Source organism: Streptomyces iranensis (assembly GCF_017874715.1).
In the GTDB taxonomy this organism is placed as follows: domain Bacteria; phylum Actinomycetota; class Actinomycetes; order Streptomycetales; family Streptomycetaceae; genus Streptomyces; species Streptomyces iranensis.
The window spans coordinates 188,147-213,453 of the sequence record NZ_JAGGLR010000014.1 but is presented as its reverse complement, the minus strand read 5'-3'; the positions used below and the strand labels follow the sequence as shown (position 1 = coordinate 213,453).

22 protein-coding genes are annotated in these 25,307 nt (G+C 72.3%); 14 read left to right on the top strand and 8 right to left on the bottom strand.

The features are described from left to right. Positions 1 to 62: 62 nt before the first annotated feature. On the bottom strand, positions 63 to 710 hold the full coding sequence (locus tag J2Z30_RS25860) for a class I SAM-dependent methyltransferase (RefSeq protein ID WP_044580111.1): 648 nt from the start codon (positions 708 to 710) through the stop codon (positions 63 to 65). Between the two features lie 88 nt (positions 711 to 798). Between J2Z30_RS25860 and J2Z30_RS25855 the strand changes: the two genes are divergently transcribed. Next, entirely contained in the window at positions 799 to 1,395 is a 597-nt protein-coding gene (locus tag J2Z30_RS25855) for a helix-turn-helix domain-containing protein (protein WP_044580110.1), read from the top strand. 39 nt (positions 1,396 to 1,434) lie between these two features. On the opposite strand, the gene J2Z30_RS25850 is transcribed toward J2Z30_RS25855, so the two are convergent. Together J2Z30_RS25850 and J2Z30_RS25845 are read right to left on the bottom strand one after the other, a co-directional pair. Continuing rightward, positions 1,435 to 1,671, bottom strand: coding sequence for a hypothetical protein (locus tag J2Z30_RS25850; RefSeq protein ID WP_044580109.1), 237 nt, complete (start codon positions 1,669 to 1,671; stop codon positions 1,435 to 1,437). A gap of 110 nt (positions 1,672 to 1,781) precedes the next feature. Next, on the bottom strand, positions 1,782 to 2,288 hold the full coding sequence (locus J2Z30_RS25845) for a cupin domain-containing protein (RefSeq protein WP_044580108.1): 507 nt from the start codon (positions 2,286 to 2,288) through the stop codon (positions 1,782 to 1,784). A gap of 95 nt (positions 2,289 to 2,383) precedes the next feature. Here J2Z30_RS25845 and J2Z30_RS25840 point away from each other — a divergent pair, with 95 nt between their 5' ends. From J2Z30_RS25840 to J2Z30_RS25805, 8 genes are all read left to right on the top strand, one after another. Continuing rightward, positions 2,384 to 2,794 carry an RrF2 family transcriptional regulator gene (locus J2Z30_RS25840; RefSeq protein WP_020874300.1) on the top strand — a complete coding sequence of 137 codons (411 nt, stop codon included), beginning with the start codon at positions 2,384 to 2,386 and terminating at the stop codon, positions 2,792 to 2,794. After that, positions 2,791 to 3,744 (top strand): DsbA family oxidoreductase, encoded by a 954-nt coding sequence (locus J2Z30_RS25835; protein WP_044580107.1) that lies wholly within the window; start codon positions 2,791 to 2,793, stop codon positions 3,742 to 3,744. The genes J2Z30_RS25840 and J2Z30_RS25835 overlap by 4 nt, the downstream gene beginning before the upstream one ends. Positions 3,745 to 4,118: 374 nt before the next feature. Then, the gene (locus J2Z30_RS25830; protein WP_078957156.1) at positions 4,119 to 5,720 is read left to right on the top strand and encodes an ABC transporter substrate-binding protein; all 1,602 of its coding nucleotides are present in this window, start codon (positions 4,119 to 4,121) and stop codon (positions 5,718 to 5,720) included. Beyond that, on the top strand, positions 5,717 to 6,736 hold the full coding sequence (locus J2Z30_RS25825; protein WP_052701849.1) for an ABC transporter permease: 1,020 nt from the start codon (positions 5,717 to 5,719) through the stop codon (positions 6,734 to 6,736). Before J2Z30_RS25830 ends, J2Z30_RS25825 begins: the two co-directional genes overlap by 4 nt. After that, on the top strand, positions 6,733 to 7,656 hold the full coding sequence (locus J2Z30_RS25820; RefSeq protein WP_052701848.1) for an ABC transporter permease: 924 nt from the start codon (positions 6,733 to 6,735) through the stop codon (positions 7,654 to 7,656). The genes J2Z30_RS25825 and J2Z30_RS25820 overlap by 4 nt, the downstream gene beginning before the upstream one ends. After that, complete coding sequence (locus J2Z30_RS25815) at positions 7,634 to 8,692, top strand: ABC transporter ATP-binding protein (protein WP_052701847.1); 1,059 nt, start codon at positions 7,634 to 7,636, stop codon at positions 8,690 to 8,692. The genes J2Z30_RS25820 and J2Z30_RS25815 overlap by 23 nt, the downstream gene beginning before the upstream one ends. Next, positions 8,689 to 9,714 carry an ABC transporter ATP-binding protein gene (locus J2Z30_RS25810; protein WP_209468841.1) on the top strand — a complete coding sequence of 342 codons (1,026 nt, stop codon included), beginning with the start codon at positions 8,689 to 8,691 and terminating at the stop codon, positions 9,712 to 9,714. Before J2Z30_RS25815 ends, J2Z30_RS25810 begins: the two co-directional genes overlap by 4 nt. Before the next feature lie 110 nt (positions 9,715 to 9,824). Then, the gene (locus J2Z30_RS25805; RefSeq protein WP_044580105.1) at positions 9,825 to 11,045 is read left to right on the top strand and encodes a S1 family peptidase; all 1,221 of its coding nucleotides are present in this window, start codon (positions 9,825 to 9,827) and stop codon (positions 11,043 to 11,045) included. Between the two features lie 71 nt (positions 11,046 to 11,116). Here J2Z30_RS25805 and J2Z30_RS25800 read toward each other — a convergent pair whose 3' ends face one another. The 4 genes from J2Z30_RS25800 to J2Z30_RS25785 are packed head-to-tail and all read right to left on the bottom strand — an operon-like array spanning position 11,117 to position 15,964. Next, the gene (locus tag J2Z30_RS25800; RefSeq protein ID WP_044580104.1) at positions 11,117 to 13,255 is read right to left on the bottom strand and encodes a xanthine dehydrogenase family protein molybdopterin-binding subunit; all 2,139 of its coding nucleotides are present in this window, start codon (positions 13,253 to 13,255) and stop codon (positions 11,117 to 11,119) included. Next, entirely contained in the window at positions 13,252 to 14,250 is a 999-nt protein-coding gene (locus tag J2Z30_RS25795) for an FAD binding domain-containing protein (RefSeq protein WP_044580103.1), read from the bottom strand. The genes J2Z30_RS25800 and J2Z30_RS25795 overlap by 4 nt, the downstream gene beginning before the upstream one ends. Further along, positions 14,247 to 14,873, bottom strand: coding sequence for a 2Fe-2S iron-sulfur cluster-binding protein (locus J2Z30_RS25790; protein WP_044580102.1), 627 nt, complete (start codon positions 14,871 to 14,873; stop codon positions 14,247 to 14,249). The genes J2Z30_RS25795 and J2Z30_RS25790 overlap by 4 nt, the downstream gene beginning before the upstream one ends. Before the next feature lie 2 nt (positions 14,874 to 14,875). Then, positions 14,876 to 15,964 carry an NAD(+)/NADH kinase gene (locus J2Z30_RS25785; RefSeq protein ID WP_044580101.1) on the bottom strand — a complete coding sequence of 363 codons (1,089 nt, stop codon included), beginning with the start codon at positions 15,962 to 15,964 and terminating at the stop codon, positions 14,876 to 14,878. 244 nt (positions 15,965 to 16,208) lie between these two features. Here J2Z30_RS25785 and J2Z30_RS25780 point away from each other — a divergent pair, with 244 nt between their 5' ends. Next, complete coding sequence (locus J2Z30_RS25780; protein WP_044582460.1) at positions 16,209 to 17,546, top strand: radical SAM protein; 1,338 nt, start codon at positions 16,209 to 16,211, stop codon at positions 17,544 to 17,546. A 33-nt stretch (positions 17,547 to 17,579) separates the two neighbouring features. Here the strand turns inward: J2Z30_RS25780 and J2Z30_RS25775 are convergent, their stop codons facing one another. Then, a complete protein-coding gene (locus J2Z30_RS25775; RefSeq protein WP_044580100.1) occupies positions 17,580 to 19,550 on the bottom strand; it encodes an APC family permease in 1,971 nt (656 codons plus the stop codon). 157 nt (positions 19,551 to 19,707) lie between these two features. Between J2Z30_RS25775 and J2Z30_RS25770 the strand changes: the two genes are divergently transcribed. The 4 genes from J2Z30_RS25770 (at position 19,708) to J2Z30_RS25755 (ending at position 25,269) form a co-directional block, all read left to right on the top strand. Further along, entirely contained in the window at positions 19,708 to 20,307 is a 600-nt protein-coding gene (locus tag J2Z30_RS25770; protein ID WP_044580099.1) for a hypothetical protein, read from the top strand. 180 nt (positions 20,308 to 20,487) lie between these two features. Next, on the top strand, positions 20,488 to 21,594 hold the full coding sequence (locus J2Z30_RS25765) for a cation diffusion facilitator family transporter (RefSeq protein WP_044580098.1): 1,107 nt from the start codon (positions 20,488 to 20,490) through the stop codon (positions 21,592 to 21,594). Between the two features lie 75 nt (positions 21,595 to 21,669). Continuing rightward, the gene (locus tag J2Z30_RS25760) at positions 21,670 to 21,915 is read left to right on the top strand and encodes a hypothetical protein (protein WP_044580097.1); all 246 of its coding nucleotides are present in this window, start codon (positions 21,670 to 21,672) and stop codon (positions 21,913 to 21,915) included. Between the two features lie 237 nt (positions 21,916 to 22,152). Continuing rightward, entirely contained in the window at positions 22,153 to 25,269 is a 3,117-nt protein-coding gene (locus tag J2Z30_RS25755; protein ID WP_044580096.1) for a glycoside hydrolase family 2 TIM barrel-domain containing protein, read from the top strand. Positions 25,270 to 25,307 lie beyond the last annotated feature (38 nt).

Here is a 25,307-nt window from a genome sequence, read left to right as displayed (position 1 = left end):
CTTCCTGAGGGACGCTTCCCGAGGGAGCCGCGGCGCCTCCCCGTCGGCGGCCGGAATCTCCGTCAGCGGCGGCGGACCTTCACGGTGTTGTCGATGCGGGTGGCCGGCTTTCCTTCGGGGTCGGTCATCTTCTCCTCATGCACCTCGCTGACGAGGACGTCCCACTCCCCCTCCGCGAGGTCGAGCCCGGCGAGCACCTCCTCGGGGGTGGGGAAGTGGATGTCCGGATCGGGGTCCGTCGCCCAGGACGGGAATCCGGCGTGTCCGGTGATCAGCAGCACGCCGCCCGGTGCGACGGCGGCCGCGGCGCTGCGCAGGATCCGCTCCCGGGGCAGCTCGAGCCAGGAGTGCAGGAAGTAGGTGGAGACCAGGTCGAAGACTCCGGCCGGGAAGGACACGGACAGGTCGTGCGGCTGCCATTCGATGCGGTCGCCGACACCTTCCGACGCCGCGTGTCCTGCGCCGCGGTCCAGGGCCACCTGGGAGACGTCGACGGCGGTGACCCGCCAGCCCTGCCGGGCGAGCCAGATGGCGTCGGCACCCTCGCCGCAGCCCAGATCCAGTGCGTGGCCGGGGGTCAGCCCGGTGACCTCGCGCACCAGGGCGGCGTTGGGCCTGCCGCTCCAGACGCGGTCCTCGGCGCTGTAGAAGGTGTCCCAGAACTCCCCGTGCGTGGTGTCGGGCGCGATGTCGTGCGGCTTGGTGGTCATGTCGGATGCGCTCCCTTCGTTGGGTCAAGAGAGTGCGTCCGGCCGTGGCCACTTGACAAACTTCTTTGCCGGGGTGGCAAATGAAAGTATGGCTGACGAAGACCTCACCGAGGTGCTGACCGCCGTAGGACCCCGGCTGCGGGCGCTGCGGCGCACCCGTGGCACCACCCTCTCCCAGCTCAGCGAGACGACGGGCATCTCGCTGAGCACCCTGTCGCGGCTGGAGTCGGGGCAGCGCAAGCCGACCCTGGAGCTGCTGCTGCCGCTGGCCAAGGCGTACGGGGTGCAGCTGGACGAGCTGGTGGGGGCGCCGGCCACCGGGGATCCCCGCGTCCATCCACGGCCGTTCTCCCGGCGCGGCCAGACATTCATTCCGCTGACCCGCTATCTGGGCGGGCTGCACGCGTACAAGCTGATCATGCCGCCCCGGCCGCAGGACCGGAGGGATGAACCGCTGGAGCAGCGGGTGCATGAGGGCTATGAGTGGCTCTATGTGCTCTCCGGGCGGCTACGGCTGGCGCTGGGCGAGCACGATCTGGTGCTCACGGCCGGTGAGGCCGCCGAATTCGACACCCGCACCCCCCATGGCTTCGCCAACGCCGGGGACCAGCCGGTGGAATTCCTCTCCCTGTTCGGGGCGCAGGGCGAGCGCCTCCATGTCCGCGCCCGCCCCACCGGTACCTGACCCGCCCCCGTCGCGCCCTGGGTGCTCACCCCGGGGTACTCACCCCGAGGGCTCGTCCGGGACGGGCCGCTCCGGGTGCACACTCCCGGTCTGCGGCCTCCCCCGCCGTCCGGTGCCGGACTCGTCCGTCTCGGGGAGGTCGTCCACATCGCCCGGCTCGTGGCCGGCGCCCGCCACATCCAGGTGGTCGGGCCCGTCCTGCGCCTGCTGGTCGGGGAGGTCCCTGGGGACCCCGCCCCGCTCCTCGCGTTCCTCCGCTCGCCGGTCGTCGCTCACGATGCCGCTCCTTTCGTCGATGGAGGGGGCACAGCAGAGGCGATTACCCACGAGCGCCGGGTGGATGCATGGCCGGCCGGTCCGATGCGGCCATCCGTGCGCGCGGCCGGTTACTCCCCGCGCTCCAGCACATACAGCTCCGGCAGGTTGACCACCACGGCCTCCTGGGTGCTGCGGGCGATGACCACCACCGCCTCGTCGTCGGGGTCCGGGTTCTCCTCCCGGTGCGGCACATAGGGCGGTACGAAGATGTAGTCACCCGGCCGGGTGCGCAGCCGGACCTCCTCGACGTGTCCGTCCCGCTCCTCGGCGAAGACGAACTCGGGGTGGCCCCGCACCACGAAGATGGCCGTCTCGGACTCGCCGTGGTGGTGGTTGGCGGAGGCGGTGTCCGGCGCCACATGGGTCTGGCCCATCCAGAGCCGCTCGGACCCCACCGACTGGCCGCTGATCGCGGCGAACCGCCGCATGCCCTCGGTCTGGGCGGTGCCGGGGTCGACGTCCTCGGTGCGGATGTGGTGCAGACGCGACCGCAACGGGCCGTCGGGGGCGGTGGCGTTCAGATGCGGATGGAACGCGTCGTGCTGCTGCGCGGGATCGCCGCCGGGCGTCGTCATGCCCCGACCGTAGAAAGCACCGGTAATGGATGTCAACAGGTGTCCTTTCCCTCACCAGGCACAACACCGTGAAATCCACGCTGCATAATGGCCGTATGCAGATCTCGGCGAAGGCGGACTATGCGGTCCGGGCGCTGGCGGAGCTGGCCGCGGACACCGGCAGGCCGCTCACGTGTGAGGCGATAGCGACCTCCCAGGACATCCCCTTCCGGTTCCTCAAGGCGGTCTTCCGCGATCTGCGCCAGGCCGGTCTGGTGCGCAGCCAGCGCGGCTGCGAGGGTGGCTACTGGCTCGCCCGCGACCCCGCCGAGACCACGCTCGCGGACATCGTGCTCGCGGTGGACGGCGCGTTCCTGACACTGCGCGGCGAGCGGCTGGACGACCTCGGCTACCGCGGTCCGGCGGCCGGACTGCCCGGGGTGTGGCGCGGGATGGAGGCGCATGTGCGCCAGGTGCTGACCTCCACCGCCCTGAGCGATCTGGTCCGCGAACGGCTGGCCGCATGACGTCCGTTCGCCCTGGCCGCCTCCAATCCCCCGGGGCGGACGGCGACGGGGCCGTCGAGATCGTGGAGTACACCGATCCGGCCTGCCCGTGGGCGTGGGGCTCCGAGCCCGCGTTCCGCCTGCTGCGGGCGCTCACCGCGGGGCGGGCCCGCTGGCGCCGGGTGTTCGGCATCCTCTTCGACGAGGACGACGACCCGGCACCGGATCCGGCCGCCGAGACCGCCTGGTACGGCCGCTACATCGCCGATATCGCCCGCCATACCCGGGCGCCCTACGCCCACCGGCTGCGCTGGGTGGCGGCCACCAGCCGGCCCGCCTCGCTCGCCGCGAAGGCGGCCGAGCGGCAGGGCGCGACGGCCGCGGAGCGGGTGCTGCGGCGGCTGCGCGAGACCACGTTCGTGCTGGGCACCCCGGCCGATACGGCGGAGCGGGTGCGGTCCGCCCTGACCGGCCTCGGCGGTGTCGACGTGGGGCGGCTGGGAGCGGAGCTGGGCGATCCGGAGGTGGTGGCGGCCGTCCGGCGGGACCACGCCGAGGCCCGCGACCCCATTCCGGAGGCGCATGCCTTCCACGCACCGGGGCCGCATGGCACGGGGGTGAAGGAAACCGACGACGGGGTGCGCTACGCGCTGCCCACGCTGGTGTTCTCCGGCCCCGGCGGGCGTGTGGCCGCGCCGGGGTGGCGGAGCGTGCCCGAGTACCTGGCGGCGCTGCGCACGGTGGATCCCCGTCAGCGCTGGGAGGCGACACCGATCGACGCCGGGGAGGCCCTGGCGAAGTACCGCAGCCTGACCGGGCCCGATCTGTCCACGCTGACGGGCGGAACCACTCCCCCGCCCGCGGCCGTACGGGTCGACACGGCGGGCGGACCGCTGTGGCTGCACCCGGACGAGGCAGCGACCCATCCAGCGCTCATCACCGCCGGGGAGTCGAAAATCCCCAGGTCGTAGCCGTCTTGGCGAATGAGACACCGAAAGGTGTCCATTGACTTCGCCGGTCCTCGCCCCTCACCATGGGCACATGCTGACGACGCACCCCGGTGTGGTGTGCCGATACGTGGACTTCCGGCGCACCGCCAGCGCCATCTGTCGCTGATCGCCCCTTTCCCGTTCCGCGATCCGCGACGATCCGCCGCGCCCCGAGCGCCTCGTGCCGCTCGTCCCCCTCGCATTCCTCGTATTCCTCGTATTCCTCCCCGGGTCCGCCGCTTCCGGCCTTCCTGACGCTGCCCGTCCGCGTGCCCTCGCTGACGCGTGCGGCCGTGGACGGCCGTAAATCCGCGCCGTCCGGGGGCAGTTGACACCACGAAAGGCGACGTCCAGCCATGACTCCCGCCGCCCCGCCACCGCCCGTCCGCCGTCCGCCCGATCCGCCACCGGGCCCCGCTCCGGACTCCGTGCCGGGCGCCGCACCCGACCGGCGCTCCGTACTCGGGCTGGCCCTGGGGGCGGGTGGCTCCCTGCTGCTGGCCGCCTGTGGCGGGGTGGCGACCACCGGCGCGGGCGGCGGGGGCGAGACCCTGCGCTGGGGCTGGGATCTGCCCTCCACCTGGGACCCGGTGTTCTCCTCCAAGGGCTGGGATGTCCATCTGCTGTCGCTCGTCTACTCCGGGCTGACCCAACTCGATGCCAAGGGCGGCGCCAAGCCCGCGCTCGCCTCCTCCTGGCGCTACTCCCACGACGGACGGCGGCTCACCTTCACCCTCCGCCGGGGACTGCGGTTCTCCGACGGCACACCGGTGAACGCCGAGGCCGTCAAGAAGAGCCTCGAACGCGGCAAGAACCACCCCAAGTCCCTGATCGCGTCCCAGCTGACCACCATCGACACGGTACGGGCCGCCGACCCGCACACCGTGGTCCTCGAACTCACCGAGGCCGACTACCAGTTGCCCGCGCTGCTGGCCGGGAAGACCGGCATGGTGGTCAGCCCCACCGCGTTCGGGAAGGACGAGGCGCGGCTGGCCACCAGGCCGGTCGGCCACGGCCCGTTCCGGCTGGTGTCGTACACCCAGAACTCCATGGCGAGCCTGCGCCGCGACCCCGGGTACTGGAACGCCGAGCACATCGCCGTCGAGCGCTTCGAGGCGTTTCCCGAGCCGGATGAGACCACGGCGCTCGCGGCGCTCCAGTCCGGGCGGCTCAATGTGGCCCAGATCCCGTTCAGCCAGGTCGAGGCGGCGCGTGAGGCCGGTTTCTCGGTGCAGCTCATCCCGTCGATGGTGGTGCGCGTCCTGGATGTGAACACCTCCATGAAGCCCTTCGACGACCCCGCCGTCCTCAAGGCCCTGAAGTACGCCGTGGACCGCCAGGCCCTGCTGGACAGCGAGCAGTTCGGCCATGGCGAGGTGGACCACCAGCCCTTCCCGCCCGGCTACACGGGCTTCGACCCGTCGCTCGGCGCGGTGTACCGGCACGATCCGGAGCGGGCGCGCGCACTGCTGAAGGAGGCCGGACATCACGGCGGTGTCGAGGTGACCATCACCACCGCCCAGCCGCAGGGGGCGCCCGAGCAGCTGCAGGCGCAGCTGAACCGGGTCGGGTTCCGGGCCCGGATCGAGGTCATCCCCGAGGCACGGGCGTCGCAGGTGGTGTACGTCCAGCACTCGCGTGCCCTGTACATCGACCAGTTCGCCGGGCGGGAGTCACCGGTGCAGGCGATGCAGGTGCTCTTCGGCGCGGAGGGGCTGATGAACCCCTCACGCCGTACCACGCCCGAACTGGACGCGGCCGTGGCCGCGGTGCGCCGCACCCCGCTGGAGTCGCCGCGCTATCCGGAGGTGCTGCGGGCGGCCACCGCGGTGGCGGTGCGCACGATGCCGAACGTGTTCCTCTACACGGTGCCGCGCGCTCTCGCCCGTACGTCCTCGGTGTCCGCCATCCCCTCGCTCCCGGTGGTGCAGCGGTTCGAGGGGGTGACGGCCGGATGACCACGCTGACCACGCACCTCGCGCGTACGCGCCGGAAGGCCGTACGCCCGGCCCGGCTGCCGCGCTCGCTCGGCCGGGTCCTCGCCACGGCGGGCACGGTGTTCCTGCTGTCGTCCGCGCTCACCTTCGGTCTCGGCGCGCTCTCCGGGGCCAATCCGGCGGCGGCCGTGCTCGGCGAGACGGCGACGCCCGCCGACATCGCCCGGATGAACCATCAGTTCGGCCTCGACCGGCCGCTGTGGGAGCAGTACGTGTCCTGGCTGGGGCATGCCTTCACCGGCGACCTGGGCCGCTCGTGGTTCACCACGGTCCCGGTGACGACGAGCATCCGGCAGGCCATTCCGGTGGATCTGTCGATCGCCGGGCTCGCCCTGCTGATGGCCGTGGTGCTGGGCGGGGCCGCCGGGGTCGCCGCCGCGCTCAGGGCGGGCGGACGGCTGGACCGCGCCGTCACCGCGCTGTGCGCGCTGCTCGGCACCCTGCCCGGTTTCGTCGTGGCCATCGCGCTGGTCACGGTGTTCTCGCTGAAGCTGGGGTGGCTGCCGTCCGGTGGGTATGTGCCGCTGGACATGGACCCCGCGCAGTGGCTGCGGTACACGGTGATGCCCGCGTTCGCGCTGAGCCTGGAGGCCGCGGCCGCCATCGCCCGTCAGCTGCGCACCTCGCTGGTGGGGACGTTGCGGGAGAACTATGTGACGGGCGCGGTGATGCGCGGACTGCCCGCCCGGCGGGTGGTGTTGGGCCACGCCCTGCGCAACGCCGCGGGACCCGCGCTGACGGCGCTGGGAATGAGCGTGCCGATGCTGCTCGGCGGTGCGGTGGTCACCCAGCAGATATTCGCCCTCCCCGGGCTCGCCCAGCTCACCCTCCAGTCGGCGGAGCAGCACGACATCCCGGTGATCCAGGGGACGCTGCTGGTGACCATCGCGGTGGTGCTGGTGGTCAATGTGGCCGTCAACGCGGCGCTGCTCACGCTGAATCCGGCCGCCCGGCGCCGGGAGGTGACGCGCGGATGAGGACGTTGCGACGGGCGTGGCGGCCGGCCTCCGCCAAGGTGGCGCTGCTGGTGCTGCTGGCCATCGCGCTGCTGGCGGTGTTCGGCGGCTGGCTCGCGCCCCATGACCCGCTGGCCCAGAACCCCCGGAACATGCTGCGCGGGCCCGGCCCCGGCCATCTTCTGGGCACCGACTATCTGGGCCGCGATGTGCTCAGCCGGCTACTGGAGGGCAGTGGCCGCTCGGTGGCGGGCGCCGTGGAGGCGGTGGCCGCCGCGATGGCGGTCGGGGTGCCGACCGGACTGGCCTCGCTGTGGATGGGGCGGGTGGGCGAGTGGCTCGCGCAGCGCGCCGTCGACGCGCTGATGACGCTGCCGTTCACCGTGTTCGCCATCGCGGTGGTGGGCGCGCTGGGCAACGGGATGCACCAGGCCATGCTGGCGCTCGGGGTGCTCTACGCCCCGCTGTTCTTCCGGATGACCCGCGCCGCCGGCTTAAGCCTGCGGCACGCCCAGTACGTGGAGTCGGCCGAGCTGTTCGGCGCCTCGGTGGGGCGGGTGCTGCGCACCCACATCTGGAGCAAGGTTCTGCCGACGGTCATCGTCACGGCCGCGCACGCGCTGGCCACCTGTCTGCTGGTGGTCTCCTCGCTGACCTTCCTCGGGGTCGGTGTGCAACCTCCGGCCGCCACCTGGGGCGGCACGCTCGCCACCGATCTGGGCTTCCTCACCCAGCAGATCTGGGCGCCGGTGTTCCCGGCCGCGCTGATCGTCATCACCGCCGGTGCGCTCAATCTGCTGGCCGACGCCGTACGCGACGCCGGGGCGGACGAGTTGCTGCCCGGCGGCGCTCCGGACCCGGCCACCGGCTCCCCTGCCGCCACCGCCGAATCCCCCGACACCACCAAGGAGCGGGCCGATGCCACACTCCCCGTCGTCTGACCCCGTCACGCCCGGCGCGCCCGCTGACCCGTCGGCCGCACTGTCGGTCCAGGGGCTCGGCGTCACCGTCTCGTCCGGGCGGCTGACGGCCGTAAACGATGTGTCCTTCACCGTGGGCCGCGGTGAGGCCGTCGGCCTGGTCGGCGAGTCCGGCAGCGGCAAGACCCTCATCTGCCGGTCGGTGCTCGGACTGCTGCCCGCGGGCTGCGCGGTGTCCGAGGGCGAGATCACACTGGCCGGTGAGGCGCTGACCGGGCTGTCCCGCCGGGAGTGGGACCGCGTACGGGGCACCCGGGTGGGCGCCGTCTTCCAGGACCCCGCCTCGTATCTCAACCCCTCGCTGACCGTGGGGCGTCAGCTGACCGAGGTGCTGCGGGTGAAGCTGGGTCTTGACCGGGCGCGGGCCGATGCGCGGGCCGTCGAGCTGTTCGCCGCGGTCGGGCTGCACGACCCGGCCGAGGTTGCCCGGCGCCATCCGCACGAGCTGTCCGGCGGAATGCTGCAGCGTGTGCTGATCGCCGTGGCCGTGGCCTGCGCACCGGATCTGCTGGTGGCCGACGAGGCGACCACCGCGCTGGATGTGGTGGTCCAGGCCGAGGTCCTGGAACTGCTGGCCCGGATGCGCGCCGAGCACGATCTGGCGCTGCTGCTGGTCAGCCACGACCTGGCGGTGATCGCCGAGGTGTGCGACCGCGTTCTGGTGGCCTACGCCGGGGAACTCGTCGAGGACGGCCCGGCCGAGCGGGTGCTGAACGATCCCCTGCATCCGTACACCGAGGCGCTGTTGCGCGTGGCCACGGTCGGTGACTGGGAGCGGCGCGAGCTGGAGGTGATCCCCGGCGCACCGCCCGAGGTGGGCGCGCGGCTGCCGGGCTGCCGGTTCGCCGACCGGTGCGCGTTCGCCGCACCCGAGTGCCTCAGCGGTCCGGTGCCGCTGAGGGAGACCCCCGACGGGCGGCGGGTGCGGTGTGTCCGCGGCGAGGAGCTCGATCTGTCGCGGGCCGGTGGGCGCTCCCTCCGGGAGGTGGCGGTATGAGCGGGCTGCTGGAGCTCTCCGGGCTGACCGTGGCCTTCGGCCGGCGGGGCGCGCGGCCGGTGCTCGACGGCGTGGAACTGTCCGTGGGCGAGGGGGAGATCGTCGGGGTCATCGGGGAGACCGGATCCGGCAAGACCACACTGGCCCGTACGGCCGTGGGGCTCGTCCCGCCGCGCTCGGGGCGGGTGGTCTTCGACGGGCGCGAGATCTCCGGGCTGCGGGGGCGGGCGCTGCGCGCGTTCCGCCGTTCGGGGCAGCTGAGTTACGCGTTCCAGGATCCGCTGCGGGCGCTGGACCCGGAGCTGACGGTCCGGCGGGCCGTGGCCGAGCCGCTCGCCGTGGCGGGGGACCTCGGCGACACGGACATCGCCGCCCGCGTGGCCGAGGCGCTGGAGACGGTGGGCCTGGACGGGGCGCGCCTCGGCGATCGGCTGCCGGGCGCGATCTCGGGTGGTCAGCGCCAGCGGGTGCTGCTCGCGCGGGCGATCGTCACCCGGCCCCGGCTGCTGATCGCCGATGAGCCGGTGAGCGCCCTGGACGCCTCCAACCGCAACCGGGTGCTGCGGCTGCTGGACCGGCTGCGCACCGAGCGCGGCATGGCCGTCGTGGTCATCTCGCACGACCTCAGCTCGCTGGCGGGCATCGCCGACCGGGTGGCGGTGCTCTACCGCGGCCGGGTGGTGGAACAGGGCCCCGTACGGGAGGTGTTCGACCGGCCCCTGCATCCGTACACCGCGCTGCTCATCGCCTCCGCGCCGAGCGTACGCGCCGAGGGCGGGCCGGGCGCGGCGGCGCTGCGGCCGTCGGCCGAACCGCCCGTCTGGACGGCGCGGGAGGGCTGTGTCTTCGCCCACCGCTGCCCGTTCGTCACCGACGCCTGCCGCACCGCGCCCGTACCCGCCCCGGTGGGCCGGGGGCGCACGGCCGCCTGCCACCGGGCGCCCGAGTGGCGCGAGCTGATCGCCGCCCCGGTCACCGCGCAGGGGCCGCCGGCGACCGGGCTGCTGGAGGCGGCCCCGTAAAGATCTCCTAAATCACTCTGAACACAACTCGTGCGCCGCCCGTATCCACTGCCGGGTCATGCTCGTCGCGGATGAGCGGATCCCGTAACCCCCCAACAGGAGGTCATGAGTTGAGCCATAAACGGGTACCCAAGCGAAAGATCGTGTTCGCGGGGGCCGGGGCCGCCGCCGTGGCGGCAGCCGCGATCATCCTGCCCAACGCCAACGCCTCACAGGACGACAAGGCCGAGGCGGCCCAGCCCAAGAAGGTGAACGCCGCGTCGGCGGCGGACATCGCCGCGGAGCTCGCGTCGCAGCTGGGCGAGGCGTTCGGCGGGGCCTACTACGACAAGGACAAGCAGCAGGTCATCGTCAATGTCGTCGGCGACAACAACAATGTGAACGTCCAGGTCAAGAGCGCCGGAGCGGTGGCCAGAAAGGTCGACAACAGCACCAAGTCGCTGCAGACCGCCGCGAAGACGCTCAAGACCAAGGCGACCATCCCGGGCACCTCCTGGTCGGTGGACCCCAAGACCAATGAGCTGCGGGTCACCGCGGACTCCACGGTCACCGGGGCGAAGTGGGACACCCTCGAGTCCACCGTGAAGTCGCTGGGCGACGGCATGGCCACCCTGAAGAAGTCCACGGGCGAGTTCAAGCCCTTCGTCGCGGGCGGCGACGCCATCTTCGGCGGTGGCGCGCGCTGCTCGCTCGGCTTCAACGTCACCACGGACAGCGGCGCCCCGGCGTTCCTCACCGCCGGTCACTGCGGCGTGGCCGCCGAGCAGTGGTCGGACTCGCAGAACGGCGCGGCGATCGGCACCGTGCAGGACGCCACCTTCCCCGGTGACGGGGACTTCGCGCTGGTCACCTACGACGACGCCAACACCGAGGCCCCCAGCACGGTGAACACCGGCGACCAGACCGTGGACATCACCGGGGCGGGCGAGGCCACGGTGGGCCAGCAGGTGCAGCGCATGGGCAGCACCACTGGGCTCAACGACGGCTCGGTCACCGGTCTCGACGCGACGGTCAACTATCCCGAGGGCACGGTCAGCGGGCTCATCCAGACCGATGTCTGCGCGGAGCCCGGCGACAGCGGCGGCCCGCTGTTCAGCGCGGACGGCCAGGCCATCGGCCTGACCTCCGGCGGCAGCGGTGACTGCACCTCCGGCGGTGAGACCTTCTTCCAGCCGGTGACGACCGCGCTGGAGGCGGTCGGCGCGAAGATCGGGGACGGCGGTGCGGCCGGAGGCGGTGGCGCGGCGGACGACGGTGGCGCTGACGGCTCCGGGGCCGCCGGGGACGGCGCGGGCGCGGACGGCGCCGGTGGGGCAGCAGACAACGGCTGATCCCACGCGACCGGGTGTCCCGCGCCGTCACCGCGGGACACCCCGGGAGCCGCGACGGGCCGGGCGGCCGCTCAGCGGGCGGACGGTCCGGCGGAGGATCCGGCGGGCAGGCCCGCGGAGAGCCCCGCGCGCACCCGCTCCACCGTGATCGGCAGATCGCGGACCCGCACCCCCGTGGCGTGGTACACCGCGTTGGCGATCGCCGCCGCCGTGCCGACGATGCCCAGCTCCCCGATGCCCTTGCTGCCCATCGGGTTGAGCTCGTCGTCGTTCTCCTCGAGCCAGTGCGCCTGGACATCGCGCACATCCGCGTTGGCCGCGATGTGATACGTGGCGAGGTCGTGGTTGGCGAAGTCGCCGAACCGCGGGTCCGTCTCCAGGTTTTCGTGCAGCGCCATCGACAGCCCCATGCACATGCCGCCGCGCAGCTGCGAGCCCGCCGTCCGGGGGTTGATGACGCGCCCGGCGGCGAACATCCCCAGCAGCCGGTCGACCCGCACCTGGCCGGTGACGGTGTCCACCCGCACCTCCGCGAACTGGGCGCCGTAGGCGTGGCGCGAGAACGCCCGGCGCGCCTCGACGTCCTCGGCGGTGTCCGCGCGCTCCTCCAGTCCGCCGGGCGGGATCGCGCCGGAGACCTCGTCCAGCCGCTTGGTCAGCGCCCGGCACGCCTTGGCCACCGCCCATCCCCACGAGCTGAGGCCCATGGAGCCGCCCGCCCACGGTGCCTGGCCGTAGGCGCTGCGGCCGATGTCGAGGGTGACCCGGTCGATCCCCACACCGAGTTCGTCCGCCGCCACCTGGGTCAGCGCGGTGCGGGCTCCGGTGCCGATGTCGGCCGCGGCGATCCGTACGGTGAAGCCTCGGCCGGGCTCGGCGCAGGCGGTCGCGGTGGAGGGCCAGGTGAGGGCGGGGTAGTTGCACGCCGCCACTCCGGTGCCGAGCAGCCAGTGCCCCTCCCGGCGGGCCCCCGGCGCGGGGTCGCGGCCCACCCAGCCGAAGCGCGCGGCGCCCTCCCGCAGACAGGCCACCAGGTTGCGGCTGCTGAAGGGGTGACCGGTCCCGGGGTCCACGGACGGCTCGTTGGCCACCCGCAGGTCGATGGGGTCCATGCCCAGCTCCACGGCGAGCTCGTCCATCGCGCTCTCCAGCGCGAACATCCCGGGCGCCTCGCCGGGGGCCCGCATCCACGAGGGCGTCGGCACATCCAGCTGCGCCAGGCGATGGGTGGTCCGGCGGTGGCGCGCGGCGTACATGACGCGGGTGCAGGTGACCGTCTGCTCGCAGTACGGGGTGAGCGTGGAGCTCTGCTGCAGCGCGTCGTGCCAGATGGCGGTGAGCCTGCCGTCCCGTTCGGCGCCGAGCCGGATGCGCTGGATGGTGGGCGTGCGGTACGAGACCATGGTGAACATCTGCTGCCGGGTGGCCGCCACCTTGACCGGGCGGCCCACGGCGCGGGCGGCCAGCGCGGCGAGCACCGTGGGCGGGCGGGGAATCGCCTTGGAGCCGAAGCCGCCGCCGGTGTGGTCGGCGACGATCCGGACGGCGCCCTCGGGCAGGCCGAACAGCTCGGCCACCCTGGCGGCCGTCATCCAGGGGCCCTGGTCGCCGTTGTAGAGGGTGAGCGTGTCCCCGTCCCAGACGGCGATGGTGGCATGCGGTTCCATCGTGGCCGTGTGCTCGGGGGGCGTGGTGTACGTGGCGTCGAGGACCACCGGCGCCGCGTCGAGGGCGGCGTCCACATCGCCGGTCTCCGTGTGCCCCGGGTAGCCGCCGTTGACCGTCTCGGGGACGAAGACGCGCGGATCGCCGTCCATCAGCTCGGCGTCGTGGTCGTCCACGTCGTACTCGACCCGCACGGCGGCCGCCGCCTGACGGGCCGTCTCGAAGGTGTCCGCCACCACGGCCGCCACGATCTGCCCGCGGTAGGCCACTTCGGGGGACTGCAGAACGGCGAGTTCAGGGGTGTCGGTCGGGCGCAGCCGGGCCACATTACGGCTGTCGAGCACGGCGACCACGCCCGGCAGGGACAGCGCCGCGGCGGTGTCGACGGCGCGCACCGTGCCACGCGGAATGGTGGACTGCACCGCCCACGCGTACAGGGCGTCCGGCACCGGGTACTCGTACGCGTAGAGCGCGGCACCGGTGACCTTCTCGCGCCCTTCGACGCGGGTCACCTCCGCGCCCACGGTCCGCTGGAGCGTGGTCATCGCCGCCGCCCTCCCACGAGGTCGCGCACGGCCGCGGTGATGACGTCCACGGCGAGGTCGACCTTGAACGCGTTCTGCGGCAGCGGGCGCGCCGAGGCGAACTCGGCGCGGGCGGCCTCCTGCAGGCGCTCCTCGGTCGGCTGCCGCCCGGTCAGCAGCCGCTCGGTCTCGCGGGCCCGCCAGGGGCGGGTGCCCACGCCGCCGAGCCCCAGCCGGACCTCCCGCAGTGTGCCGTCGGCCTCGGTGGCCACGACGGCGGCCACCGACACCAGGGCGAACGCGTAGGACCAGCGGTCGCGGACCTTCCGGTAGGACATGGCGGCGCCCCCGGGCGGCGGTGGCAGCTCGACACCGGTGATCAGGTCGCCGGGCTGCAGCACCGTCTCGCGGTGCGGGGTGTCACCGGGCAGCAGATAGAAGTCGTTCAGCGGCACTGTGCGGGGGCTGCCGTTCACCCGCCGCAGATGGACCACCGCGTCGAGCGCGGCCATCGCCACCGCCATGTCCGAGGGGTGGTTGGCCACGCAGAAGTCGGAGGTGCCGAGCACGGCCAGGTCGCGGTGGAGGCCCTGGACGGCCGAACAGCCGGTCTCCGGCCGCCGCTTGTTGCAGGGTTTGGTCACGTCCTGGAAGTACACACAGCGGGTGCGCTGCAGCAGATTGCCACCGGTGGTGGCCACGGTCCTCAGCTGCCCGGAGGCCCCCGACAGCAGCGCTTCGGCCAGCGCCGGGAAACGCTCGCGGATGCCGGGGTCTCCGGCGAGGCGGCTGCCCGGGACCAGCGCGCCGATGAGCACACCGCCGTCCGGACGGTGCTCGACGGTGTCGTACGGGAGCCGGGTGATGTCGACGAGCAGGGCGGGCTCGGTCACCCCGAGCTTCATCAGGTCCACCAGGTTGGTGCCCCCGGCCAGGTACACCGCCTCGGTGGAGTCGGCCACGAGCGTGGCGGCGGCCTGGGGATCGGTGGCGCGCTCATAGCCGAAGGGCTTCATCGCGCTCCTCCCGGCGCGCCGGCGCGGGCGGGCGCCCCGCCGCCGTCGGCCCCGGCGACCTCGCGGATGGCGGCCACGATGCCGGGGTACGCCCCGCAGCGGCACAGGTTGCCGCTCATCCGCTCCCGGATCTCGTCGGCGTCCAGCTCATCCGGCGCGCCGACCCCGGCCGCCAGGTCCTCCGTCACCTGGCTGGGCCAGCCGCGCGCGGCCTCGGTGAGCGCGCCGATGGCGGAACAGATCTGGCCTGGTGTGCAGTAGCCGCACTGGAAGCCGTCGTGGTCCAGGAACGCCCGCTGCAGCGGGTGGAGTTCCTCGGGGGCGGCGAGCCCGGCCACGCCCTCGATGGTGGTGATGTCCCGGCCCTGGGCGGCCACGGCGAACACCAGGCAGCTGTTGACGCGCTCCCCGTCGATCAGGACGGTGCAGGCCCCGCACTGCCCGTGGTCGCACCCCTTCTTGACCCCGGTCAGCGCCAGGTGTTCACGGAGGGCGTCCAGCAGGGTCACCCGGTGGTCGAGGGTGAGGGGGCGGTCGGCACCGTTGACACGCAGCGCGAAGTCGCTGTGAAACGCGTGGGCTGTCACACCCCTCAGCCTGGCATCGGGGTGTGCGCCCCGCATCTTCAGCGTGGGCCGTCCGGCCCCGGCTCCGGTGGGTCGTCGGGCACCGGGGGAAGCCGCAGATGTGCCAGGTCCGGTGGGATCGGGGAGCTGGGGCGGTAGAACGGCGGGGCCGTGTCGGCGGCGGGCGAGTCGGCCAGCCGGAAGCGGTCGCGCAGCCGGTGGTAGAACTGCGTCGGCGCGAGCCGTACCAGCCGCAGCCGGACCGGTGCCCGGTAGGCCGCCACCCAGTCACCCGGATTCAGCACCCCGCGCAGCTGCCCGTCGAGGCTGACCGCCACCTGCCCCGAGGTCGGCAGCACCCGTACCGCGACGGGTTCGTCCACCGCGGCCACCACCGTGCGGTCGAAGGCGATATGCGGGGCGACCGGGGTGAAGACCACCGCGTCCAGGTACGGGGAGACCACCGGCCCGCCGGCGGCGAAGCTGTAGGCGGTGGAGCCGGTCGGGGTGGCCACGATGATCGCGTCGGCCGAGTACGAGGCGAGCAGCTGCGCGGACACATACACGCCGAGACCGGCCTGGCGATCGCGGGCGAGCTTTTCGAAGACCACGTCGTTGACGGCGTTGACATCCAGCGGAATGCCCCAGCCGGCCTCCTCGGGGCCGCCGCGGCCGGGGCGGACCTTGGGCGGGGGCGGTACGGGACCCCGCCCGTAGCGCAGCAGCGCCTCCATGCCCTCGGGCATCTCCAGCGGCCGGGACGCCCGCAGGGTGAGCAGCATGCGCTCCTCGATCGTGGCCCGGCCCTCGTGGACGGCGTTCAGCGCGTCCTCCACCTGGTCGACGCTGATCTCGGTGAGGAAGCCGACCCGCCCCACGTTCACCCCCAGCGCCGCGGCCCCGTTCCTGGCGGCGAGCCGGGCACCGCGCAGAAAGGTGCCGTCGCCGCCGAAGGTGACGATCAGATCGGGGTGGCCGGCCGCCTCCGACTCCTCCTGGGCGCTGCGCCGGGGCTGGTCGCCACGCCAGACGTCCAGCTCGAAGCAGGAGATGCCGCGCGCGGCGGCCCATGCGCGGGCGGTGCGGGCCGCCGCGACGGCGGTGGGGCGGGCCTGGTGGACGACCATGCCGAGCCGGTTGACAGCCATCGCCCTTCCACCGTAGATGGCCCCGCCCCGGAGCGCCCATCGGACGGACACGGGGCGGGCTCGGGGCGGACACGCGGCGGGTCGGGGCGGGCGTGGGGCGGACACGCGGCGGGCGTGAGGCGGACACCGGGCGGGCGCCATGGAGCCGAGCATCCGTCCTGATCTATGGTGTCTGTTCAGCGGCACAGAGACCTGCGTGGGAACCACACCGCACCCGTACGGAGACAGGGGGATGGTGCAGCAGATGGCGAGAGAGGGACGAACCGCGCTGATCGAGGGGCTGATGGGGCGTTTCCCCCAGGTGCCCCGGGAGGCCGTGCTCAAGGAGGACCTGCTGCGCGGCGGCATGGCCTTCGACGAGTCCGCGCTCAGCGGCAACGAGGACGGCGACGTCAAGCCGAAGTCGTACTTCATCTTCTCGTTCGACCACCGCACCCTGCCGGAGCTGGAGGCCGCGGCCCTCAAGCGGCCGCCCGAGGAGATCGTGCTCACCGGCGGGCCGTACGAGCTCCGCCGCACCGTGGTGTCCGTCCGCGTCAACCCCGAGTCGCCGTATGTGGTCCGGGCCGGGGAGGACGGTGCGCTGGGGCTGTATCTGGACGGTGCGCGCATCGCCGATGTGGGGCTGCCGCCGATGCCGGACTACTACCGCCACACGCTGTCGAACGGCAAGTCGGTGATGGAGGTCGCGCCGACCATCCAGTGGGGCTATCTGGTCTATCTGACGGTCTTCCGGGTGTGCCAGTACTTCGGCGCCAAGGAGGAGTGCCAGTACTGCGACATCAACCACAACTGGCGTCAGCACAAGGCGGCGGGCCGCCCGTACACCGGGGTGAAGCCGGTCGAGGAGGTGCTGGAGGCGCTGGAGATCATCGACCGCCATGACACCGCCCGCACCTCGCAGGCGTACACCCTCACCGGCGGCGCGATCACCTCGCATGTGGGCGGCCGTGACGAGGCCGACTTCTACGGCCAGTACGCGAAGGCCATCGAGGAGCGCTTCCCGGGCCGGTGGATCGGCAAGGTGGTGGCGCAGGCGCTGCCCAAGGAAGACGTCCAGCGGTTCCACGACTACGGGGTGCGGATCTACCACCCCAACTTCGAGGTGTGGGACCGGCGGCTGTTCGAGCTGTACTGTCCGGGCAAGGAGCGCTACATCGGCCGGGAGGAGTGGCACCGCCGGATCCTGGACTCGGCCGAGGTGTTCGGCGCCCGGAATGTGATCCCCAACTTCGTGGCGGGCGTGGAGATGGCCCAGCCGCTCGGCTTCGCATCCGTGGCCGAGGCGATCGACTCCACCGCCGAGGGCCTGCGCTTCTTCATGTCGCACGGGATCGTGCCCCGGTTCACCACCTGGTGCCCCGAGCCGACGACACCGCTGGGCAAGGAGAATCCGCAGGGCGCCCCGCTGGAGTACCACATCCGGCTGCTGGAGACCTACCGGGCGACGCTCGAGGACTTCGGGCTGTCCTCGCCACCCGGATACGGCCCGCCCGGCCCGGGGCGGGCGGTGTTCTCGGTGAGCTCGTTCATGGACAGCCTGCCCGCCGTGGACCAGGACCCGGAACCGGTGGCGCCCTGACGTGGCCGCCGCCACCGGCTCGACGGGATCCGTTCAGCCGACGTGGACGTGGGGGCGGCGGCCGCGGTCGGACTCGGCCTCGCGGAGCACCTCACGGGTGACGGGGGCGACCTCTCCCTGACCGAAGAGGAAGAAGCGCAGGAAGTGGGCCAGCGGATGGCCCTCCGTCCACTCGAAGTAGATGTGCGGGCGCTGCCCGGTCAGGTCCCGCACCCGCAGCAGCAGCGCCGCCAGCGCGTTGGGGATGGTGGCGCTCTGCAGGGTCAGCACGCGGTAGCGGCCGTGCACCACCTCGCCGCACACCCGCAGCTCGCTCTCGAACTCGGACGGGTCGGCCACCGTGACCTCGACGAAGATGATGTCGTCCTCGGGCGGGATGTCGTTGTCCCCCCGGATCTGATGCTGCTTCTCGCGGTACTCGGCCAGGTCGCGGCGTTCCGGTTTGTTGGCGATGAAGCGGATCCTGCGGTGGGCGGTGTCACGGACGAACCGCTCGGCCAGGGCGTCGAACGTCACGCTGGTGACCCGTAGCTCAAACGCCCTGGCCACCCGGGACAGCAGGGATACGGCCATGATGCCCGCGATGAAGCAGGCGCCGATCTTGACGCCGTCGGGCCGCTCGATGACGTTGACCGCGGTGGTGTACAGGAAGATCAGCGAGATGACACCGAAACCGACGGTCCAACCGCGCTGCCGGGCGCGCCGGGCGGCGATGGTGACGGCGATGGCGGCGGAGGTGATGAGCACGAGCACCCCGGTGGCGTAGGCGCCGCCCTGGGCGTCCACATCCGCCTTGAAGAGCCAGGTCACCAGGAACGCGATGGCGATGAACACCAGCACCATGGGACGGACCGCACGCGCCCAGTGGGGTGCCATGCCGTAGCGCGGCAGATAGCGGGGCATCAGATTGAGCAGCCCGGCCATGGCCGAGGCGCCGGCGAACCAGAGGATGGCGATGGTGGAGGCGTCATAGACGCTGCCGAACGCCGAGCCCAGGTACTCATGGGCGAGGTAGGCCAGGGCGCGTCCATTGGCCTCGCCACCCGGTTCGAACGCCCGCTGTGGGATCAGCAGGGTGGTGATGAAGCTTGAGGTGATGAGGAAGATGCTCATGATCACCGCGGCGGTGGTCAGCAGCTTCCGGGCGCCCCGGACGCGTCCGGCGGGGCGCTCCTCGGTGTCACCCGGCTTGCCCTCGATATGCGGCATGACGGCCACGCCCGTCTCGAACCCGGACAGGCCGAGCGCCAGCTTCGGGAAGATCACCAGTGCCACGCCGACCATCACCAGCGGACTGCCGCGCTCGGCGACCAGCGCCTGGGACCAGTCGGGAATCACGTGGGGCGCGGTGCACACATGCCACAGCCCGACCGCCACCACGACGGCGTTGAGCAGCAGATAGGCGGCGACCAGCGCCACCGCGATCCCGATGGCCTCGGTGAACCCCTTGAGGAACACCGCCCCGAGCAGTCCCACCAGGATCAGGGTGACGGCCACCTCATGGCCGCGCAGGGTCGCGGTGAGATGCGGGTTCTCCACCAGGTGGGCGGTGGCGTCGGCGGCGGAGAGGGTGATGGTGATGAGGAAGTCGGTGGCCGCGAAGCCCAGCAGGGTGAGGACGAACAGCTTGCCCTTCCAGAAGGTCAGCAGCCGCTCCAGCATCGCGATCGAGCCCTGGCCGTGCGGGCTCTCCGCGGCCACTCTGCGGTACACCGGCAGCGCGCCCGCCAGGGTCACCACCACCAGCACCACGGTGGCCAGCGGGGAGAGCAGCCCGGCCGCCAGGGCGGCGATTCCGGGCTGGTAGCCGAGGGTGGAGAAGTAGTCCAGACCGGTCAGGCACATCACCCGCCACCACGGCCGGCCCCGTTGTGCGCCCTCCGGCTCGGCGTGCGGGCCGGGCTGGCGCTTGGCGATGTCGGTCAGGCCCTCCAGCAGCCATGCGCGCAGCCGGTGCCGTACCCCGCCGTCGGGGGCGGCGCCGCCAGAGGTGGAGGAGACCACGGGGTGCTCCCGTCGTACTCGAGGAGGTCCCCGGCCATCGGTGAGACCCTTCGGTCAGCGTATGCGGCGCGGCCGGCCACCACCCGGCCGGTGCCGCCGGCCGAAGGACATCGCTTTCTCAGTGAGTTTTCATCTTCGGTCCGTACGGTTGCGGCACATGGACACCACCAAGACCGACCAACCGACCGACACCGCAGCGCAGCCCGCAGAAGCCGATGAAGCCACGGCGGAGGGTGTCCCGAACGCTGTTTCGGACCAGCAGGAAACCCCGGACGCGGAGGAAACCCCGGACCCGCTGGAAGCATCAGACCCCGCCGACGACATCGCGGACCCTCCCCCGGTCACCACACCGGGCATCGTCCCCGGCGCCGCCTCGGTCGTCGCCGCGGGCCTCGGGCTCGCCTCGCTCTCCGGCACCTGGCTCGGCACCATGCTCCAGGAGCGCAAGCAGCTGACCGGCCAGATCAAGGCCCAGTCCGGGTCGGCCGCCGATCAGATCTCCGCGGTGTACGGCACTCCGTGGCACACCACGGCCCTCGTCAACGGACTGTTCGCGCTGGCCGCCGTGGTGATCGCCGCCGTGGTGCTGCTGCGGCAGCGGCGGCCCGTCACGGCCGGGGCGTCCTGGGTGACCGCGGTGGCCTGGGGAGCGGTGGCGCTGGGCGTGATCGGTCTGCTGATCGCCGCCGCCATGGGGCTCGACGTCTTCAGCGACCTGCCGAAGGTGCCCGCGTCCCCGAACGCGCCGACCGGCTGACCCCGTCCGAGCGCGCCCCGCGGACCGGATGGATCCGGCGGGGCGCGCTCCCTCGGGCGGGCGTGTCACGATTGAGGTCCCGGCATCGGGACACCCGCGAAGGGGACAGGCCGTCCGGCCGCCCCGGCGGAGAGGGTCATCAGGACGGCACGGACTTCCCGCCTACGGAGTTTCCCGCCGATGAGCCGTTCCACCACGCACTCCTCCGACCGGCACGGAACACCGCGTACGCCGCATGCGCCGGACAGCGACCACGGGCCGGAGGGATCCGGCGCGCGGCAGAGCCGGGACTCCCGGACCGCCGTCACCGTCTTCGTCGCGCTCGGCGCCAATGTGGTGATCGCGCTGGCCAAGGCCGTCGGCGGGATCTTCGCCGGCTCCCCCGCGCTGCTCTCGGAAGCCGCTCACTCCGTCGCGGACAGCCTCAACGAGGTGTTCCTGCTCGCCTCCCTCAAACGCAGCAGGCGGGCCCCCGACGACCAGCACCCCTTCGGCTACGGCAAGGAGCGCTACTTCTGGGCGCTACTGGCCGCCGTCGGCATCTTCGTCATGGGCGGCTGCTTCTCCTTCTTCCAGGGTGCCGAAGCGCTGAGCGCGGGCAGCTCCGAGGACCACAGCGGCTATCTGGTGGGCCTCGCGGTCCTGGGCGTGGCGCTCATCGCCGAGGGCTCCTCGCTGGTCCGGGCGCTGATCCAGGTGCGCGGACACGCCCGGGAGGCGGGCCGCGGCATGGCGACCGAGCTGCGCAAGGGTGACGATCCCACGCTGCGCACCGTTCTGGCCGAGGACTCCACCGCCTGTCTCGGCGTGGTGTTCGCCCTGCTCGGCATGTGGCTGCACATGGTGACCGGCCAGGTGGTCTACGAGGCCACGGCCTCCTTCCTGATCGGGGCGCTGCTGGTCTATGTGGCCTACCGGCTGGCCAGGGAGTCGCGCGGGCGGCTCATCGGCGAGGCGATCGACCCGGTCCAGCGCCGGGAGCTCCGCCGGTTCCTCGAGACGCAGCCGGAGATCGACACCGTGACCACGCTGCTGACGATGCGTCTGGGCAATGGCTCGACGCTGGTGGCGGCCCGGGTCGACCTCGTCCCCGGACTCGACAGCGAGGAGGTCGAGGAGGTCCTGGTGCGCGTCAAGACGGCGATGGCGGAGCTCTGGCCGCACGCCGACCAGGTGTTCCTCGATGTCACCGACGCCTCGGCCAAGGACCGGGCGAAGGCGCGTGCGGACCGCCAGGCGCTGGAGGAGACGGCGGCGGCCGTGGAGCGCGAGGACGGCGGGGCATGAGATTGGCCCCGGCGGGCCTGGGTACTCGGTGACAACCAGCCCACAACAGCGAACTCACGTACGGAGGCAGAACTGATGGGCCTCGGCGGTTGCATTTTGATGATCGCGGTGGGAGGGATTCTCACCTTCGCCACCGACTGGAACGCCAATGGCTTCAACGTCCACCTGGTCGGCCTGATTCTGATGGCAGTCGGCGTCATCGGCACATGCGCGTATGTGAGTGTCTACAAGCGCCGGCGCGTGGTCGAGCCGGGCGCCGTGGCGCCCCCGGTGGTCGAGGAGCCCGAGCGTCACCGGCACCACCACCACTACGACTACTGAGTGCCGGTCAGTCCCCTTTCCGACGAGGTGGCCCCCGCCGCGGGTGGGGGCCACCTCGTCGTTCGTACGATTCCCCCGGGGAGGGCGGAGGGCGCTGAGCCTCCTGCGGGACCCTTGACAGTTCCCTGTTTGAAACTGTCAGAATCTGTTGCACAAAGGGCAGTTGTGGTCGGTCAACGGCTCTCGGGCACCGCACAAGCCCTTGCACACCACACAATCGAAGAGAAGGGGATCGCGATGGCGGTCACTCGCAGATCGTTACTGATCGCAGGCACCGCCGCCCCGATGGCCGGGGCACTCGTCACGGCCGCTCCCGCCCAGTCCGCCACCGCGTCCCGCGCCATGGGGGGACGGACCGTCCCGCTCACGGACGGCTGGCGGTTCGCCCTCGTCAACCCCGGCGGCATCACCGACCCGACCGGCGCGTACGGACACGCCCACGACCCGGCGTACGACGACTCGGCCTGGCGCGAGGTCGCGGTTCCGCACGACTGGAGCATCGAGCTCACCCCCACCACCGACCACGGCACCAGCGGCGGCACCGGTTTCCTGCCCGGCGGCCTCGGCTGGTACCGCACCACCTTCACTCTGCCGCGCGCCCTCGAGGGCAAGCGGATCTCCGTCGAATTCGACGGTGTCTACATGGACTCGTCCGTGTACTGCAACGGACGGCTCCTCGGCGAGCACCCCTACGGATACACCGGTTTCGCCCTCGACCTCACCGAGGTGGCCCACACCGACGGCGCCACCCCCAACGTCCTCGCCGTCAAGGTGCGCAACCGGCTTCCCAGCAGCCGCTGGTACTCCGGCAGCGGCATCTACCGCCACGCCAGGCTCGTGGTCACCGACCCGGTCCATGTGGCCCGGTGGGGCACGTACATCACCACCCCCGGCCTGGCCACCACCCTGCGCGCCGGGCCTGCCACCGTGCGGGTGCGCACGCTTGTGGTCAATGAGTCGGACGGCCGGAAGCCGGTGACCGTGGTCTCCACGGTCAAGGACCTTGACGGGCACATGGTGGTCCAGGCGCACTCCACCCTCACCGTCGGGGCGGGCGACACCCGTACCGCCACCCAGGAGCTGCGGATCGACCGGCCGCGGCTGTGGTCGTTCGACACCCCGCGGCGCTATGTCCTGGAGACCGAACTGCGGGTGGGCCAGGACACCACCGACCGGTACCGCACCCCCTTCGGGCTCCGCCACGCCACCTTCGACCCCGACCGCGGATTCTCGCTGAACGGCCAATACGCCAAGCTCCAGGGCGTCGATCTCCACCATGACCTGGGCGCGCTCGGCGCCGCCGTCGACGCCGACGCCCTGCTGCGCCAGCTGACCATCATGAAGAGCATGGGCGTCAACGCCCTGCGCACCTCGCACAATCCGCCCGCGCCGGAGCTGATCGAGGTCTGCGAGCGGCTCGGCATCGTGATGCTGGTGGAGGCGTTCGACTGCTGGCGCACCGGCAAGAACACCTATGACTACGGGCGCTTCTTCGACGAGCACTGCGAGGCGGACATCACCGAGATGGTGCGCGCCGCCCGCAACTCCCCCGCCGTCGTCATGTGGTCCATCGGCAATGAGATCCCCGACTCCACCAGCGCCCCGGGGCTGGGGATGGCCCAGCGGCTCATCGACGCCGTGCGCGCGGCCGATGACACCAGGCCCGTGGTGATCGGCTCGGACAAGTACCGCGTGCTGCCCGCCGAGGGCTCCCCCGCCGATCTGATGCTGGCCAAGCTGGACGGGCTGGGCCTGAACTACAACACCGCCGCCTCGGTGGACGCCCTGCACGCCCGCTATCCGCATCTGTTCCTCTTCGAGTCCGAGTCCTCCTCGGAGACCTCCACCCGCGGCGCCTATCAGGAGCCCGAACACCTCAACACGGGCGAGAACCACACCCCCGGCAGGCGCCAGACCTCCGCTTACGACAACAACCTCGCCTCCTGGACGATGAGCGGCGAGTACGGGCTGAAGAAGGACCGGGACCGGAGGTTCTTCGCCGGGCAGTTCCTGTGGTCGGGCATCGACTACATCGGCGAGCCCACGCCGTACGACGTGTTCCCGGTGAAGGCGTCGTTCTTCGGCGCGGTGGACACCGCGGGTTTCCCCAAGGACATGTACCACCTCTTCAAGAGCCAGTGGACGAGCGAACCGATGGTCCATCTGGTCCCCATGGACTGGACCGGCCACCGGCCGGGCGAGACGGTGGAGGTGTGGGCCTACTCCAACGTCGCCACCGTGGAGCTGTTCCGCAACGGCCGATCGCTGGGCGTCCGTGAGTTCGACACCAAGAAGACCACCGACGGCCGCGCCTATCTGGAGACCACCGAGCCGACCGGCGACGACAAGACCGTCACCTCCGGCCCCTACCCCGGCAGCTACACCAGTCCGGGCGGCAGCGCCGGAAAGCTCCACCTCATCTGGAAGGTGCCGTTCGCACCGGGCGAGCTGAAGGCCGTGGCCCGGCGCGGTGGCCGGGTGGTGGCCACCGATGTGCTGCGTACGGCGGGACGCCCGCACGCCGTACGGCTCACCCCCGACCGGAAGACCGTCGAGGCCGACGGCCGCTCGCTGTGCTTCGTGACCGCCGAAGTCGTCGACGCCCACGGTGTGGTGGTGCCGGACGCCGATCACCCGATCGCCTTCAAGGTCACCGGAGGCTCCCTGGCCGGGGTCGACAACGGCCGCCAGGAGAGCGCCGAGCGCTATCAGGCGAGCACCCGCACCGCCTTCCACGGCAAGGCCCTGGCCATCGTCCGCGCCGGCACCGAGGCCGGGCCGCTCACCATCACCGCCCGCTCGGCGGGGCTGCGCACCGCCACCGCCACCGTCCGCGCCACCGGCGGGACCTCGGAGCCGGTCACCCGCCCGACGCCGTTCGCGCCCGACCCCGGCCCCGGCGCTCCTCACCACCCACTGGCCGACGCGAGCTACTCGGGCGCGCCGACGACCCTGCCCGCGGCGATGCTGGACGGCGATCCGGCCACCGGCTGGTCCAACGCCTTCCGCAAGCCCGCGACGGCGCTGCTCCCCGCCTTCGACGGCGCCCGGAAGGCCGACTGGGTATCGGTGACGTGGAGCGGGAGGCGGCGGCTGCGCCGTGTCGAGGTGTCCTTCACCGTGGACGCCACGCACACCCTGCCCGCCTCGATCGAGGTGTCCGCGTGGAACGGCCACGCGTACGTCCCGGTGTGCGGGGCGTCCATCACCTGGGCCACCGCCTCCGACACCCCGACCGTCATCACCTTCGACCCGGTGCGCACCTCACGGCTGCGGCTGGACCTCACCAGCCGTCATCCGGGCGCGGCGGACGGCGCCCAGCGCATCGTCGCACTCGAGGCCGGTGACGGCTGAGGGGCGGACGAGTGGGCCGCCGAGCCGCACGCCGAGCC